Origin of the sequence: Aphanothece microscopica RSMan92, from assembly GCF_046613545.2 — a bacterium.
Classification (GTDB): domain Bacteria; phylum Cyanobacteriota; class Cyanobacteriia; order PCC-6307; family Cyanobiaceae; genus NIES-981.
In genome coordinates, this window is record NZ_JBKKKY020000065.1 from 1 (window position 1) to 14,294 (window position 14,294).

Below are 14,294 nucleotides of genomic sequence, written 5' to 3' on the forward strand. Positions count from 1 at the left end.
TACAAAGATTGACTTATCGGTATAGGGATAGATCAGCACATAGATCCTTAGGAAGGATACAACGACTGCTCGCCTCCGCTCCAGAAATCCATCGATGCCAGTAACATTTGGAATCCCACTGGCTTGCGCATACAAGACTTTGTTTCGATGATTTGCCATCCGCTTAACATACCTTATGATATCTTGACGTGACTCGCCTGAAGCAATCTCCAGGAGTTCCTGCTCAAAGAAATAGACTCGGTCATTCAGTTTAATCGAGAAACCCAATGGAGGATCGCATGTGATCGTTTGACCTTGGAATTGAAAAGACAAAGAAAGTTTTCTCTCGCTCTCCGACCCAATCAGGAACAGACTGTATTCAGATCCGAAAGGAAATCCTGGTTCTTTCGACCACGCCTCTACAAACTTAAATATTGCTCGCAGGAATGGCTCCAGGGCATGCTTATAAGCATGATCCTTGAATCGAATTTTCTCGGCATTATGATAGCCTTTCTCCTTAAGGACAAGAAAGATCGCGGTAGCTGCCTCCTCCTCTGCGGTTATCGCTCTGAGTACCGCCATTTCTGGATCTATTTCCTTGAGCCTCGTGGCGCGCTCTAAGTGATGTACAGAGTTTCTTGCGCAGTGCCTCGATTGTCCGCTTGCATTGTTGACTATGCATTCGAATATATGGCTATCAAAGTCGGTATCATAAATCATAGCCTGATCGCATAACGGCAGCGATCACCGAGTCGGAACCAGCGATCATCCATTCCAAAACCACGCGCAAGTCCGGCTTCGCGTGCATCGCATTGTTATTCTGCGCTATCCGATGGTGTTAACGCTGCAATTTCTTTCTTGGATAGATATGTGTAGCCCGACTGGCTAAACATGCAACGGCCAATGCTATCGGACTCAATTTTGTCCATAAGACCATTGTGTCGATTTCGTTTTGCACTATTGATGTTTTTTAGAATTGAAATTCCGTCTGCTAGGCCATCAACGAAAGTGATAGTCTGTTCGTCTCGAAACACATAGAAAGAAGCAAGCCCGCCAGGGTCGATGAATCTTTCAGTTGCCAGTTCCGCGCCATCAGGATCCATCACGATAACTATTTTTTCGTACTCCGCAAGAAAAGGGTGGGTCAAGTTCAGTTCAACCGAAAATTCGTAGCCGTCTATGACCGTGGAACATTTGTGAGCAGGTTTAGATCCATAAGTCCCATCGCCGTTATCGGGCCGGCTCATCGCTGCAAAAGGGTCAAAAGACGGGAGGAAAAAGTAACCTGCGATACAAGCGCCAATAGCCCCAATTACCACGACAGATGCAATCAGTAGCTGTAATGTTCTAGTTCGCATGGGCACTCTCAAGCCGAACTAGTCATTGGACGGTTCCGCAAACCGCCCCAAGCCTGCGATCCCTTTCCGTGAACCGCGCGCCGAGGCTGAGCCCTGAAATGCGGAAAGCATTCTGCCGCAAGGGTTCCCGTCATTCGTCACTCCGGCGTGGGCTTGGTTCACGGGTCCGTGAACCCATCGTGCGTTGTGCGACAGAAGTGGTCTGCTCCGTCAGCCCAGGCCTCTGGCCGGACAGTGTCACCATCACTGCTGAAGCTATCGCAGCTGAAGTCTGAGATCACCCGGCTGCCAGCTCTGGTTGAACCAGGGTTCCAGCGGTCCATAGAGCCGCAGGATCACGTTGTAGCCCTTCCCAGGCATCGTCTGCACCCAGTTCGCCTCCTGGCCTGCCGGTGGTGTGGGCCCGAACCAGATCGTGGCGCCGCCATCGGCCTTCGTCTTCAGGCCGGCACTGTTGCTGTCGATCCCGGCCGCCTTCTGATCGGTCGGCAGCAGCGAGCGGGTCTGGTTGTCGTACACCGTGAGGGCCCAGAAGTCCTTCGCCGGAATCGGCCCGGGCAGGGTCACCGCGTAGGTGCGGCCGCCATCGAGATAGCGCCCGGCAGCGTCGCGCACGGTGAGGGCATAGGCCGAGCCCGTGCCCGGCTTCGCGTCGCTCATGGCGGGCGTGATGCCGGTGGCGAGATAGAAGAACAGCGCCCTGGCATCGAGCAGGCGCTCCGCCCCCGAAAGGAACTGGTAGCTCCCCCCCACGAAGGGCGTGGTCCACTGCCGGTCCTTGAAGATCCGGGTGCGGGGATCGCGGGACGCGAAGGCGTTCGAGCGGGCGTAGGCGTTGCCCACCGCCACGGCCTCCGTCAGCGTCTTCTTCAACCGCGCGTCCGGCGCGAACGGCTGCCCCTTGCGGATGCCGATCGCGGCGTACAGGCCCACGGTGTCGGGGTCCACCCAGTCGGCAGGTTCGTTCTGCACCACGCCGTTCAGTTCCTCGTAGAAGCTGAAATCGTTGGCGCTGATCGTGTTGAACGTCACGCCGGAGAGGTTCACGAACGGCGACGCCGGGGGGTTGGCCGCCTGGGCCAAGGGGAACACCGCGGCTTTCGCCTTCACAGCGGCCGTGGCGGCCGCGAGATCGCCCTTCTCCACGAACACCCGATAGAAGATCACCAGCCGGTTGGTGCGCGGCCTGGCGATGTGAAAGCCCTGTTGGGGCAGGCTTGCCTGGTAGCCGGGTGGCACGAACAGATAGTCACCGCCCGCGCCCTTGTCGGGCCCGGTCACGCCCACGTCCGTCACCCAGCGGAAATCGGCGTCGTCCACCGGGCCGAGCGTCCGGGGCGGCACCCGCACCACCATCGGCCCGTCCTTCAGATTCACGCACATCAGCACGTAGACGGTGGTGGTGTTGGGCGTCAGGAAGAGGGAACGGGCGTCCATCAGCTGCTCGGTGATGCCGATGCCACCGTTGGGCTTCACACCCGCGTCCTCCAGGCCGCGGCAGGCGGCATACACCGACGTGGCCGACATCCCTCTGACAAAGGCCTCGATGCCCCGGTTGAAGTCGATCTGGTCGTAGGCGAGCTGCACCGTCGCCGGATCGGGCGCGCCGTCCTGGAAGCGCAGGGTGCCGATGCGGGTCTGCACCGTGTCCGGTGTGGTGATCCTGGCGGGCACGTCCGGCGCGTACCTCGGCTGGGCCTGGCTTTCTGCCGCCGCCATGGCCACGATGGATGCCACGGTGAGGCCAAGCAGCCGACGCGGATGGCGTTGCTGTGGGCCCCGCCTGGTTGGGGCTGGCTGCAGCCGGGCCTGGGCTTCGGCCCTTCCCTGAGCCGCCGTCCGGTTGTCTTGCATTGTTGTGATCCGCGCCACAGAGAGGCCCTGGGAGATGCCGGCGCCACTCCCCAACCCGGGGGCGGCCGACCGGCATTCCGAAGCTAGGCATGGCTCAGGGCGGCGAGAACCCTCCGCCTGTCGCCATGGCTCGCCCAGGGAACCGCTGGACGGATTCCACCTACAGCCCGCGGCGATCCAGCGCCTCCGCCAGCCGGGTCACCGCCGAGGCCAGCTGGGCCTGGGTGTCGGGCGGAGCCACCGCTTCCTCCTTGCGCTTGACCGCCTCGATGGCCCGCACGATCAGGAACACCACGAAGGCGATCACCAGGAAGTTGATCAGGGCCACCAGCACGGCCCCGGCCGGCCAGGCATTGATCGAGTCCACCTGGGCGGCCTTGAGGGCCGGCTCCAGCAGGTTGGTCATCACCAGGCTCACCACGGCGTCCACCACCTTCCCGAAGGCTCCGCCGATCACCACCGCCACGGCGAGATCCACCACGTTGCCCTTGTTGATGAAGGCCTTGAAGTCGGCCAGGAAGCTGGAGCGGCGGGGAGCCATGGGACTGGGGCCTCGAGGGGATCGCGGAAACCTACCGGGCCCGCTTCGGCGCGCCAGCCCCAGCCCAGGCCGGAACCTCCTGTGCGACCCTCGGCCGCCTCAGGGCTCCTCGTTCCGTTGCCGCTCCACCAGGGCCTGAAGCCCCGCTTCGATGGCGGGGGGCAGGCTGATCCGCAGGTTGCCCGTACTGAGGTGCAGATCCCGCTGGGGGAACGGCACCGTGATGCCGCGCTCCCTCAGCAGCGCCTCGATCCGGAAGTTGAGATCACTCACGATCTCGTACTGGCGGCGAGGCTCCCGCGTCCACACCAGCAGCGTGAAGTTCAGGGCGCTGTCGCCGAAGCTGCTGAAATACACCCGCGGCGGTGGCGCCTTCAGCACGGCGGGATTGTCACGGCAGGCGGCGATCAGGGCCTCGCGCACGGCGCCGGTGTCGGAGCCGTAGGCCACCCCCACCGGCACCTGCAGCCGTGACACCGGGCTGCCATGGCTCCAGTTGATCACCCGCGACTCGAGAAATTCGGAGTTCGGCACGATGATCGTCACCCGATCCAGGGTGGTGACCTTGGTGCTGCGCAGGCCGAGGCTCTCCACGCTGCCCTGCAGATCGCCGATCTCCACGAAGTCGCCCACCTGGATGGGGCGCTCGAAGATGATGATCAGGCCGCTGAGGAAGTTCTTGCTGATGCCCTGAAGGCCCAGGCCCACCCCCACCCCCAGCACGCTGGCGAAGAGCGTGAGCGAGGTGAGATCGAGCCCCCACAGCTGCAACAGCACCAGCGTGCCCACCAGCAGCAGGCCGTAGCGCGCCACGAAGGCCACGGCCTCCTGGCCCCCCTCGCTCATGCCGGTGTACCGCAGCACCCGTTTGCGCAGCAGGCTCTGCAGCAGCCCCACCATCTGGGCCAGGGCCACGAACAGCAGCACCAGCACCACCAGGTCCTGCAGCGAATAGCTGCGGGCCCCCAGGGGCAGGAAGGGGGCCTCCAGCCAGCTCCGGGTGGCCTCGAGCAGCCCCGCGCCGAGGCGGCGGCTGAGGGGGAAGAGGTTGGTCACCAGGGCGGCGGCCCCCAGCCAGATGCCGGATTGCAGCAGCAGCAGCAGGCTGCGCAGCAGGAACCGGCTGGAGCGGTCACTGCTCTCGCCCTCGGTGGGCAGGGGGGCCAGGGCCTTGGGGTACCAGCGCCGCCAGAGGCGACGCAGGACGACGTGCAGTCCCAGGCCTCCCAGCAGGATCGCCAGCACCACGGGCAGCATGCGCACCAGGTGCTCCGGGCTGCGTTCCCGTTGGGCCGTGGCGATCGCCTGATTCAGCTGACGCTGCCAGAGCTCGGCCTGTTCCCGTGCCTCCAGCCCCTCCGGCACGTCCCGTTCGGTGACCGTGACCAGGGTGCGGCCGTTGAGCTCCAGCACCGGCAGGTTGTTGCTCTGGCGCACCTCCAGGCTCACGGGTCTGGCGGAGGCCACCGCGTCTTCCAGCCGCTGGTTGACGGTGCTGCTGCGCTGCTCGGCGGTGAGGTGGCGTGACCCCCAGATCCGGAACAGGGTGCGGCCATCCAGCACCACCGGGGCTGAAGCCGTGGCCGGCTCGGCGCTCTGGGCCCTGGCGGCAGTCGTGCCGGCCTCGCTCCAGAGGGGCGCCAGGGCCAGGGCCAGGGTGAGCAGCGCCGCCAGCAGGGGCACCAGCCCAGGGGGGCGAGGGCCGAGGCGTGGGCGGGCAGACCTCATGGCGGCGCGCATGGGGCTGCAGGCTAGGCAGGGTGCCGGGCCGGTTCTGCATGCGGTGCGGAGGGGATGCCTTCAGGTGAGGCCCCGGGGATCTCATTAGGTTGCGGCCAACGCTGTCCCACCCCGCGGAGGGTCATGCCATGCCGTCTGCCATCGCGTCGGCGCCCGCTGGCGCTTCGCAGGGCGTGCCGCCTCCCCATGCCCTGGCCGCCGCGGAGGTGCTCAGTCACTGGGGCTCCAACCCCAGGGACGGCCTGGAGGCCGGTGAGGTGGCCTCCAGGCAGGAGCGCCATGGCTGGAACGCCTTGCCGGAGCTGCCCGGCCAGCCGGCCTGGCTGAAGCTGCTGCTGCAGTTCCACCAGCCCCTGATCTACATCCTGCTGGCGGCCGGTCTGATCAAGGCGCTGCTGGGCTCCTGGACCAATGCCGTGGTGATCACGGCGGTGGCCGTGGTCAATGCCGTGATCGGCTATGTGCAGGAGGCCCGTGCCGAAGGGGCCATCGCCGCCCTGGCCCGCTCGGTGAGCACCGAAACCACCGTTCTGCGCGATGGCCAGACCCTGAGGATTCCCTCCCGGGAGCTGGTGCCGGGCGATGTGGTGCTGCTGGCGGCCGGCGACAAGGTGCCGGCCGACCTGCGCCTGCTGGCGGCGCGTGAGCTGCAGATCGACGAGTCGGGTCTCACCGGCGAATCCCTGCCCGTGGCCAAGACCCTGGCGCCCCTGCCCGCCGACACACCCCTGGCCGATCGCCGCTGCATGGCCTACGCCGGCAGCTACGTGACCTTCGGCCAGGGGCGGGGTGTGGTGGTGGCCACCGGTGAGGCCAGTGAGATGGGGGAGATCTCACGCTCCCTGCAGCAGCGGGTGTCGCTGAGCACCCCGCTCACCCGTCGCTTCGCCCGCTTCAGCCGGGTGCTGCTGATGTTCATCCTGGCGGTGGCGGCCCTCACCCTGGCCATCGGCCTGGGCCGCGGCCAGCCCTTCGCCGAGGTGTTCGAGGCCGCCGTCGCCCTGGCGGTGAGCGCCATTCCAGAGGGCCTGCCGGCGGTGGTCACGATCACCCTGGCCATCGGCGTGAACCGCATGGCCGCTCGCCACGCCATCATCCGCAAGCTGCCGGCCGTGGAAGCCCTGGGCAGCGCCACGGTGGTGTGCTCCGACAAGACCGGCACCCTCACCGAGAACCAGATGACCGTGCAGGTGGTGGTGGCCGGTGGGGTCAGCTACCGGGTGAGCGGCACCGGCTACAGCCCCCATGGCGACCTGCTCGACGGCGACGGAGCCGTGGTGGATCCCCTGCCGCCGGCGCTGGAGCAGGTGCTGCGCTGCGGCGTGCTCTGCAACGAGTCCCGCCTCAGGCAGCAGCACGGCGCCTGGACCATGGAAGGGGACCCCACCGAGGCGGCCCTGCTGGCGGCGGCCGAGAAGGGCGGTCTCACCCAGGCCGGGCTGGAGCCGGTCTTCCCCCGGCTCGATGCGATTCCCTTCGCCTCCGACTACCAGTACATGGCCACCCTCCACGACGGGCCGGAGCGGCTGCTGCAGGTGAAGGGATCGGTAGAGGCGCTGCTGCCGCGCTGCAGCGGCATGCTTGCCGCCGATGGCGCCGTGGTGCCCCTCGATGCCGAGGCCGTTCTTCATCGGGTGGATGATCTGGGCGGGGAGGGCCTGCGGCTGATCGCCTTTGCCTCCCGGGTGCTGCCCCACCACCGCCACGCCCTCGACCACGGCGATCTGGACGCTGATCTGGTGTTTCTGGGTCTGCAGGGCATGCTCGATCCGCCGCGGCCGGAGGCGATCCGTGCCGTGGAGGCCTGCCAGCGCGCCGGTATCTCGGTGCGCATGATCACCGGCGATCACGCCGCCACCGCCGCCGCCATCGCCGGCCGCATGGGCATCGGCGCTCTCGGGGCTGAGGGGCTGCGGGCCTTCACCGGTCAGGAGCTCGGCGCCATGGATGCCGCCGCCTTTGCCTCGGCGGCCCGCGACGGGCATGTGTTCGCACGGGTGGCGCCGGCCCAGAAGCTGAAGCTGGTGGAAGCCCTGCAGGCCGGCGGCGCGGTGGTGGCGATGACGGGCGATGGCGTCAACGACGCTCCGGCCCTGCGCCAGGCCGACATCGGCATCGCCATGGGCCGGGGCGGCACCGAGGTGGCCCGCGAGGCCGCCGACATGCTGCTAACCGACGACAACTTCGCCTCGATCGAGGCGGCGGTGGAGGAGGGGCGCACGGTGTACCGCAACCTGCGCAAGGCGATCGCCTTCCTGCTGCCGGTGAACGGCGGCGAGTCGATGACGATCCTGATCAGTGCGCTGTTGGCCCGCGATCTGCCGATCCTGGCCCTCCAGGTGCTGTGGCTCAACATGATCAACTCGATCACGATGACGGTGCCGCTCGCCTTCGAGCCCAAGGCGGCCGACACGATGGCGCGGCCGCCGCGGGACCCCGGCGAGCCCCTGATCACGCCGCGCCTGCTGCGCCGGATCCTGGTGGTGTCGCTGTACAACTGGCTGCTGATCTTCGGGGTGTTCGAGTGGGCGCGCGGCGGTGGCGGCAGCCTGGAGCTGGCCCGCACCGCTGCCATCCAGGCCCTGGTGGCGGCCCGCATCGTCTACCTGCTGAGCGTGAGCCAGCTGGGGCGCACCCTGGCGTGGCGCCTGCGGGCTCCCTCCATCCGCCTGGCCCGCGCTCCCCAGCTGCTCCTCGGCGTGGGCGTGGCTGTGCTGCTGCAGGTGGTGTTCAGCCAGTGGGGGCCGATGAACACCCTGTTCAGCACCGAGCCGATCGGCGCTCCGGAACTGGCGATGTGCGGCCTGGCGATGGTGGCGATGCTGCCGGTGGCCTGGCTGGCCCACCGCCTCGACCCCGATGCCTAACCGCTCAGCAGCTGGCGCAGTCCGGCCTCATCCAGCACCGCGACCCCCAGGCTCTCGGCCTTGCTGAGCTTGCTGCCGGCCTCCTCGCCGGCCACCACGTAGCAGGTTTTCTTGCTCACTGACCCCGTCACCTTGCCGCCGGCCGCCTCGATCAGGTCCTGGGCCTCGCGGCGGCTCAGGGTCGGCAGGGTGCCGGTGAGCACGAAGGTCTTGCCTGTCAGTGTTCCCTCCGGCTGTTCCGCTCCACGCCCTTCCCCGTCAGGCTGCGGCTCGGCCGCCAGGCTGAACCCCTGGGCCGCCAGCGCCGCCAGCAGATCCCGGTTGGCCGGCGTATGGAACCACTGCTGCAGGCTCTGGGCGATCTCCGCGCCGATGCCGAACACCGCGGTGATGCGCTCCGGGGTCTCGGCGGCGGCGGCGGCGAGGTTGTCGGCGCTGGGGAAGGCCCGGGCGAGCGCCTTGGCATTCACTTCCCCCACGTGGTGGATGCCGAGCCCGTAGAGCTGGCGGTGCCAGGGCTGCTGCTTCGAGGCGGCCAGGGCCGCCACCAGGTTGGCGGCCGACTTCTCCCCCATCCGCTCCAGGCTGGCCAGCAGGGCCGCATCGAGCCGGTAGAGATCGGTGATGGCCCGCACCAGGCCGCGATCCACCAGCTGCTCGATCAGCTTGCTGCCCAGGCCGTCCACATCCAGCGCCGCTTTGCTCACCCAGTGGCGCAGGGAACCGCGCAGGATGGCCGGACAGCTGCTGTTGACGCAGCGGGTGGCGGCCTCGCCGGACTCGCGCACCAGCTCCGAGCCGCATTCCGGGCAGCGGCTGGGCAGCTCCAGTGGCCGGGCCCCGGCCGGCCGCAGCTCCGGCAGCACCCGCACCACCTCCGGGATGATCTCGCCGGCCTTGCGCACCACGATCGTGTCGCCGCTGTGCAGGTCGAGTTCCGCCAGCCGGTCGGCGTTGTGGAGGGTGGCGCGGCTCACCGTGGTGCCGGCCAGGGGCACCGGCTCGAACTCCGCCACCGGCGTCACCACGCCGGTGCGGCCCACCTGGGCCACCAGGCGCAGCAGCCGGCTGGGGGCCTCCTCGGCGGCGTATTTCAGCGCGATCGCCCAGCGCGGGGCCTTCTGGGTGAAGCCGGCGTCGGCCTGCAGGCGCAGGTCGTTGAGCTTCATCACCACCCCGTCGGTGGCGTAGGGGAGCTGCCGGCGCGCCTCCTCCCAGCGGCCGAAGAACGCCTCCACCGCTGCCAGATCCCCCAGCAGCTCGGCATTGGGGTTCACCTTGAAGCCCGCGGCCCGCAGCCACTGCAGGCTGCCCCACTGGTCACCGGGCCGCGGCGGATCCCCCCCGCCCGGTTGCCAGTCCTCAGGCAGATGCAGCGTGTAGGCGAAGAAATCCAGATGGCGGGCGGCCACCACCTTCGGGTCGAGCTGGCGCAGGGTGCCGGCACAGGCGTTGCGGGGGTTGGCGAACGGGGGCTCGCCCCGCTCGGTCCGCTCGGCATTGATGGCCGCGAAGGTGGCATCGGGGATCAGGGCCTCGCCGCGCACCTCCAGCCAGGCGGGAGGCTGCGCCAGCGGCAGCCGCAGCGGCACGCTCTGGATCGTGCGCACGTTGGCCGTGATCTCCTCGCCCCGCTCCCCGTCGCCGCGGGTGGCGGCCCGGATCAGCACGCCCTCCCGGTAGCTGAGCGCCAGGGCGTTGCCGTCGATCTTGAGCTCCCCCACCATGGCCAGGGCCGGGCGGGGAGCCTCGCCCTCAGGCAGGCGGTCGAGCACCTTCAGCAGCCGGGTGTACCAGGCCTCGAGCTCCTCGATCGAGAAGGCGTTGTCGAGGCTCAGCAGGGGGATGCGGTGCTCCACGCTCGTGAAGCCCTCCGCCGGGGTCCCCCCCACCCGCTGGGTGGGACTGTCGAGCGTGATCAGCTCGGGGTGGGCCGCCTCGAGGTCCGCCAGCTCCCGGTAGAGCCGGTCGTAGACCGCGTCCTCCATGACGGGGGCATCGAGCACGTAGTAGGCGTGGGCGGCCCGGGCGAGCAGGGGGCGGAGTTCGGCGACCCGGGCCCGCGGGTCACCGGCGTCGGGGGAGGCGGAGGTCACGGGCGGCCAGGGGGGCGCAGCTCAGCTGGCCACGGTCTTGATCCGGTCGATGCGCCACTGCTCGTCCACCTTCACGAAGGTGAAGTCGAGCGGCAGCTCCTCCTTGGCGTCGGTGAGCAGCTTCACGGTGAGGATGAGCTGCCCCTCCTGGAGCCGCGGCCGGCCGGACTTGAGGTTGCGGTAGCGGTTGAGCTTCAGGCCCGCCAGGTACTGGATGAACTGCTTGCGGTTCACATGGGTGCGGTAGTTCTTGGTGGTGAGCAGGTAGGCCCCGTCCACCTGACCGCTGGCCACCTGGGTGAAGAACTGCTTGAGCAGCGGATTGATGCCGCGGGCGCTCAGCACCAGCTTCACCGCCGTGATCGTCCAGTAGAGGAGCAGGGCCCCGGCACCGGCCAGCAGGGCCTTGGTGCCGATCTCGCGGGTCAGACCCCAGTCCATAGGCCGCTGAACCTGTGTTGAATGGCCCCAGAGTCTGACTGACCAGGCCCCCCGGCGTGCCCCTCGAGCCCCTGCTGCCCCTCTTCCACCGCCTCAACCGCGAGCATTTCGAGGGCAGCCTTGCCCCCGGTGGCGCTCCCCTGGTGGATCTGCGCTGGAGTGACGGCCGGATGCGGCGCACCGCCGGGCTCTACCGCCGGGGGCGCCACGCCGATGGTCGCCCCCTCTGCGAGATCGTGCTCTCGCGCCCCCTGCTGGAGCCGCTGCCCCAGCAGGCCCTGCTCAGCACCCTCTGCCACGAGATGATCCACGCCTGGACCGACCGGGTGCTGCGGGTCGAGGAGGTGCACGGCCCCTGCTTCCGCGGCCGCATGGCGGCCATCAACGCCGCCCAGGCCGAGTTCACCGTGAGCCTGCGGCACCGCTACCCCCTTCCCGGCGGCGGCACCCCGACCCACCGCTGGCTGGCCCGCTGCCCCCGCTGCGGCATCACCGCCCCCTACCGCCGGCGGGTGCGCGGCCTGGCCTGCCGCGTCTGTTGTGAACGCCACCACGGCGGCAGCTGGCATCCCAGTTGTCTGCTGGAGTTCCTGGAGGCCGCCTAGGGTCACTCCGACCGCAGCCACCCCGTGGGCGTTTTCCTCTGGACTCTGGAATTCGGTGGGGTGGCGATCGCCCTGGTGGGCCTGGGCCGGGAGCGCTGGCTGGCGACCCGGCGCCGCTGACCGCAGCTCGGTAGCGTTGAGTTCCTGAAGGCGCCCGATGCGCGACTCCTGGTCCGACCCTGAGTTCCCCCCTCGCGGGCCGGCTCCCCGCGGGCCGATGGGCCGGGATTCCGGCCGCCCTGGCGGCGATCGCCTGGAGCAGGGGCTGGACAGGCTGGTCTCGGCAGGGCGTCAGCTGGTCGATGGGGTTTCCGGGGCTCGCCCGGGCTCGCGTCCGCCAGCGCGGGGCACCGGCCGTGGAGCCGCCCCACTGCCGCGCCTCAACGAGCTGGGCCGTTGGGTCGAGAACAAGCTCGACTGGATTCTCGAGGACGACGACGACTGGCGTGAGCCCTGGCAGGAGGTCGGGCGGGAGCGCTCGGGACCGGGGGATCCCCGTCCCGAGCCAGCCACTGCGCCGCCAGCGGCCTCGCCTGCGCCCGTCTTCCGAGCGAAGGATGGCCGCCGGCGCCTGGAGGCCATCTCCCGCCGGCCGCCTGCGGGCACGCCTGCCGGCATCTCAGCCGCCCCTGGCCGGCCCCTGCCGCCGGAGCCCGTCGCCGCTCCGGATCCGGTCGCCGCTCCTCCGGATCCGGTCGCTGCAGAGGACCCCTGGCCCGATCCGCAGAGCTTCAGCCTGCCCCGCTGGCAACGCCCGGCGGCGGCTGGTCCGCTGTCCTCGCCCCCGCCCGATGCCCCGTCCAGGCCCGATAGCCGTGGGGCACGGCCCATGCCCCGTTCGAGCCGCCGCCGCTCTCCCTGATTAGCGTTGGACCACCCGAACGTGGTCCATGAGCAGCCTGGTGGTGGTCGGTTTCCCGAAGGTGGAGGAAGCCGAGGAGGTGCGGCGCGAGCTGGTCGACATCCAGCGCGAGCAGCTGATCGCCCTGGAGGATGCCGTCGTGGTGGAGCACGATGCGGAAGGACAGGTGCATCTGCGCCAGGCCCTCAACCTCACCGCCGCCGGGGCTCTCGGCGGCGGCTTCTGGGGGACCCTGGTGGGCCTGCTCTTTCTCAACCCCCTGCTGGGTGCGGCGGTGGGGGCCGGTGTCGGTGCCGCCTCGGGTTCCCTCTCCGACATCGGCATCAACGACGGCTTCATGCGGGAACTCGGCGAGACGCTGCCCCAGGGATCTGCCGCCCTCTGCCTGCTGGTTCGCGAGGCAACCCCCGACCGTGTGATCGAGCGTCTGCGCGCCCACGCCCCCCACGCCAGGCTGCTGCGCACCAACCTGAGCCACACCGACGAGGATCAGCTGAGGGAACTGCTGGATCGGGCCCGCAAGCAGGCAGAAGCACTCCGCCTGGGCTGAGCCCGGCGCAGCGGCACCTGGAAGCCGGTGCCGCGCTCGCGCAGCTCCTGGTTCACCGGACGCACCAGCTCACGCGGGAGCTCCACGGCCATCTCGGCCGCCGAGGTGCTGATCGCCGGCGAACCGTGCACCAGGGCTTCGAGCAGATCGGCCCAGAGCTGGACCAGCCTGTTCTGGCCCATCGGACGGAGGCCTTCCGCCTCCAGCACCCTGCCGCAGCCCTGGCGGCTCCACAGGGCATTGCGGTGCTGGCCGTGGGGGTGGGGCTGCAGGGCCAGCTCGTCGTGGAGGGCCGCGGCTGTGGGGGCGCCGTTGGGTTGCCGCAGGCCCGCATGGGCCAGCAGGCGGCCGCACAGCACGGCTGAGATGCCGTAGAGCCGGCCCAGGTCGGTGAGATTCAGCCAGTCGGCCTGGGCCGTGGGATCGGGGCCAGCGGAGCTGGGGAACTGGGGCACCATGACGCCACCGCGAGAGGTCCCAATGATCCGGACACCATGCAGTGCGTCAATCTGTCAATTGGCGCTCGTATCAACCTGTTACCAAGTTTGCAAACCGATAGGACGGTGGCCATCGCGATCGGTCGCCGGTCCCAGCCAGGTCTCCAGCCGGGGGGAGAAGACCTCGCGGATCACGGTCAGCGGCTGGCCCCCCCGGAAGAAGCGGTAGTGGCGGCTCCAGAAGGGGCCCGGCCGGCCGAAGCGATCCGCCAACCAGGGGGCATCGACCCTGGCCAGGCCATCCACCTCGCGGAACAGCTCGGCCCGCTTGGCGGTCAGGCTGCGCCAGATCGGCTGATCGCGCCGCTGCAGATGTTCCTCGGCCAGCGCCTGGTTCCACCAGCTCTCGGCCCAGGCCAGGGTCTGGTCGCCGCAGCGCAGCCAGACCTGGCGTCGCAGCAGCGGCGAGGCCAGCTCTTCCACTTCGGCCGGTGGATTGGCCCCGTCGTCGTCGGCCCGCCGCTGGGGCGCCATCGCGATGAGCTCGATCTCCACCGGCAGTCCGGTCAGCGACTCGAGATGCCGGGTCGGACTGCCGTCGCCCAGCAGCAGCAGCCGCCAGGGACCGCTGAGCGAGGGGCACACGGAGTCGTGCAGGGTGCCGCCCACCAGGGCCGTTTGCCACAGCAACGTGGGCGATGGGGCGGGGGCTGCCACCGGCATCCAGGTTCGCCAACGGGGCCTGCCTACCCTAGAAATCGCACCGGGTGGCCGCGGCCATGACAGAGGCTGGCCCCGAAGCCGCGATCCCGGCGCCGGGGTTGCCGCCGGTGGTCGTGACCAACCTCCACCGCCGCTACACCGGTGTGTCAGCGACGGTGCGGGCCCTGGTGCCGCTGCAACGCCGGTTTCGCGCCATCGGGCTGCTCGACGGGGGCCACCTCGGTCTCCCTCCCGGCATGGC

Annotated in this window: 14 protein-coding genes; 5 read left to right on the plus strand and 9 right to left on the minus strand. The window is 68.7% G+C overall.

From position 1 onward, the window contains the following. The 5 genes from ACLD7X_RS13845 to ACLD7X_RS13865 all read right to left on the minus strand — a co-directional run. On the minus strand, window positions 1–699 hold a 699-nt coding region (locus ACLD7X_RS13845; RefSeq protein ID WP_411424240.1), incomplete at its 3' end, for a hypothetical protein. Between the two features lie 95 nt (window positions 700–794). Further along, window positions 795–1,226, minus strand: a complete 432-nt coding sequence (locus ACLD7X_RS13850; protein WP_411424241.1) for a hypothetical protein — start codon at window positions 1,224–1,226, stop codon at window positions 795–797. 366 nt (window positions 1,227–1,592) lie between these two features. Beyond that, a complete protein-coding gene (locus ACLD7X_RS13855) occupies window positions 1,593–3,074 on the minus strand; it encodes a DUF1254 domain-containing protein (RefSeq protein ID WP_411424242.1) in 1,482 nt (493 codons plus the stop codon). Between the two features lie 277 nt (window positions 3,075–3,351). Next, the gene (gene mscL / locus ACLD7X_RS13860) at window positions 3,352–3,732 is read right to left on the minus strand and encodes a large conductance mechanosensitive channel protein MscL (RefSeq protein ID WP_411424243.1); all 381 of its coding nucleotides are present in this window, start codon (window positions 3,730–3,732) and stop codon (window positions 3,352–3,354) included. A gap of 99 nt (window positions 3,733–3,831) precedes the next feature. After that, a complete protein-coding gene (locus tag ACLD7X_RS13865; RefSeq protein WP_411424244.1) occupies window positions 3,832–5,460 on the minus strand; it encodes a mechanosensitive ion channel family protein in 1,629 nt (542 codons plus the stop codon). Between the two features lie 140 nt (window positions 5,461–5,600). Here ACLD7X_RS13865 and ACLD7X_RS13870 point away from each other — a divergent pair, with 140 nt between their 5' ends. Then, window positions 5,601–8,339: an HAD-IC family P-type ATPase gene (locus ACLD7X_RS13870; protein ID WP_411424245.1), complete on the plus strand. Its 2,739-nt coding sequence runs from the start codon at window positions 5,601–5,603 to the stop codon at window positions 8,337–8,339. On the opposite strand, the gene ligA is transcribed toward ACLD7X_RS13870, so the two are convergent. Next, window positions 8,336–10,435, minus strand: coding sequence for an NAD-dependent DNA ligase LigA (ligA, locus tag ACLD7X_RS13875; protein ID WP_411424246.1), 2,100 nt, complete (start codon window positions 10,433–10,435; stop codon window positions 8,336–8,338). The two genes, ACLD7X_RS13870 and ligA, sit on opposite strands and share 4 nt — an antisense overlap. Before the next feature lie 21 nt (window positions 10,436–10,456). Then, window positions 10,457–10,876: a hypothetical protein gene (locus tag ACLD7X_RS13880; RefSeq protein WP_411424247.1), complete on the minus strand. Its 420-nt coding sequence runs from the start codon at window positions 10,874–10,876 to the stop codon at window positions 10,457–10,459. Between the two features lie 56 nt (window positions 10,877–10,932). Between ACLD7X_RS13880 and ACLD7X_RS13885 the strand changes: the two genes are divergently transcribed. The 3 genes from ACLD7X_RS13885 to ACLD7X_RS13895 all read left to right on the plus strand — a co-directional run bounded on the left by ACLD7X_RS13885 (window position 10,933) and on the right by ACLD7X_RS13895 (window position 12,893). Next, window positions 10,933–11,481, plus strand: a complete 549-nt coding sequence (locus tag ACLD7X_RS13885) for a SprT family zinc-dependent metalloprotease (RefSeq protein WP_411424248.1) — start codon at window positions 10,933–10,935, stop codon at window positions 11,479–11,481. Between the two features lie 157 nt (window positions 11,482–11,638). Beyond that, the gene (locus tag ACLD7X_RS13890) at window positions 11,639–12,343 is read left to right on the plus strand and encodes a hypothetical protein (protein ID WP_411424249.1); all 705 of its coding nucleotides are present in this window, start codon (window positions 11,639–11,641) and stop codon (window positions 12,341–12,343) included. Window positions 12,344–12,371: 28 nt separating this feature from the next. Beyond that, on the plus strand, window positions 12,372–12,893 hold the full coding sequence (locus ACLD7X_RS13895) for a DUF1269 domain-containing protein (protein WP_411424250.1): 522 nt from the start codon (window positions 12,372–12,374) through the stop codon (window positions 12,891–12,893). On the opposite strand, the gene ACLD7X_RS13900 is transcribed toward ACLD7X_RS13895, so the two are convergent. Both ACLD7X_RS13900 and ACLD7X_RS13905 read right to left on the minus strand, forming a co-directional pair. After that, on the minus strand, window positions 12,833–13,351 hold the full coding sequence (locus tag ACLD7X_RS13900) for a hypothetical protein (RefSeq protein WP_411424251.1): 519 nt from the start codon (window positions 13,349–13,351) through the stop codon (window positions 12,833–12,835). The genes ACLD7X_RS13895 and ACLD7X_RS13900 overlap by 61 nt on opposite strands. A gap of 78 nt (window positions 13,352–13,429) precedes the next feature. Then, on the minus strand, window positions 13,430–14,053 hold the full coding sequence (locus ACLD7X_RS13905; RefSeq protein WP_411424252.1) for a chorismate lyase: 624 nt from the start codon (window positions 14,051–14,053) through the stop codon (window positions 13,430–13,432). 56 nt (window positions 14,054–14,109) lie between these two features. On the opposite strand from ACLD7X_RS13905, the gene ACLD7X_RS13910 reads away from it, so the two are divergent. Continuing rightward, a partial coding sequence (locus ACLD7X_RS13910) for a hypothetical protein (RefSeq protein ID WP_425625231.1) occupies window positions 14,110–14,294 on the plus strand: 185 nt, incomplete at its 3' end.

What these genes read in the sequence shown, in the direction of transcription:
- ACLD7X_RS13850 (WP_411424241.1), bottom strand. Translation starts at nt 1,226, where the DNA reads ATGAGCCGGCCCGATAACGGCGATGGGACTTATGGATCTAAACCTGCT.
- ACLD7X_RS13895 (WP_411424250.1), top strand. Translation starts at nt 12,372, where the DNA reads ATGAGCAGCCTGGTGGTGGTCGGTTTCCCGAAGGTGGAGGAAGCCGAG.
- ACLD7X_RS13900 (WP_411424251.1), bottom strand. Translation starts at nt 13,351, where the DNA reads ATGGTGCCCCAGTTCCCCAGCTCCGCTGGCCCCGATCCCACGGCCCAG.
- ACLD7X_RS13890 (WP_411424249.1), top strand. Translation starts at nt 11,639, where the DNA reads ATGCGCGACTCCTGGTCCGACCCTGAGTTCCCCCCTCGCGGGCCGGCT.
- ACLD7X_RS13905 (WP_411424252.1), bottom strand. Translation starts at nt 14,053, where the DNA reads ATGCCGGTGGCAGCCCCCGCCCCATCGCCCACGTTGCTGTGGCAAACG.
- ACLD7X_RS13865 (WP_411424244.1), bottom strand. Translation starts at nt 5,460, where the DNA reads ATGAGGTCTGCCCGCCCACGCCTCGGCCCTCGCCCCCCTGGGCTGGTG.
- ACLD7X_RS13870 (WP_411424245.1), top strand. Translation starts at nt 5,601, where the DNA reads ATGCCGTCTGCCATCGCGTCGGCGCCCGCTGGCGCTTCGCAGGGCGTG.
- mscL (WP_411424243.1), bottom strand. Translation starts at nt 3,732, where the DNA reads ATGGCTCCCCGCCGCTCCAGCTTCCTGGCCGACTTCAAGGCCTTCATC.
- ACLD7X_RS13880 (WP_411424247.1), bottom strand. Translation starts at nt 10,876, where the DNA reads ATGGACTGGGGTCTGACCCGCGAGATCGGCACCAAGGCCCTGCTGGCC.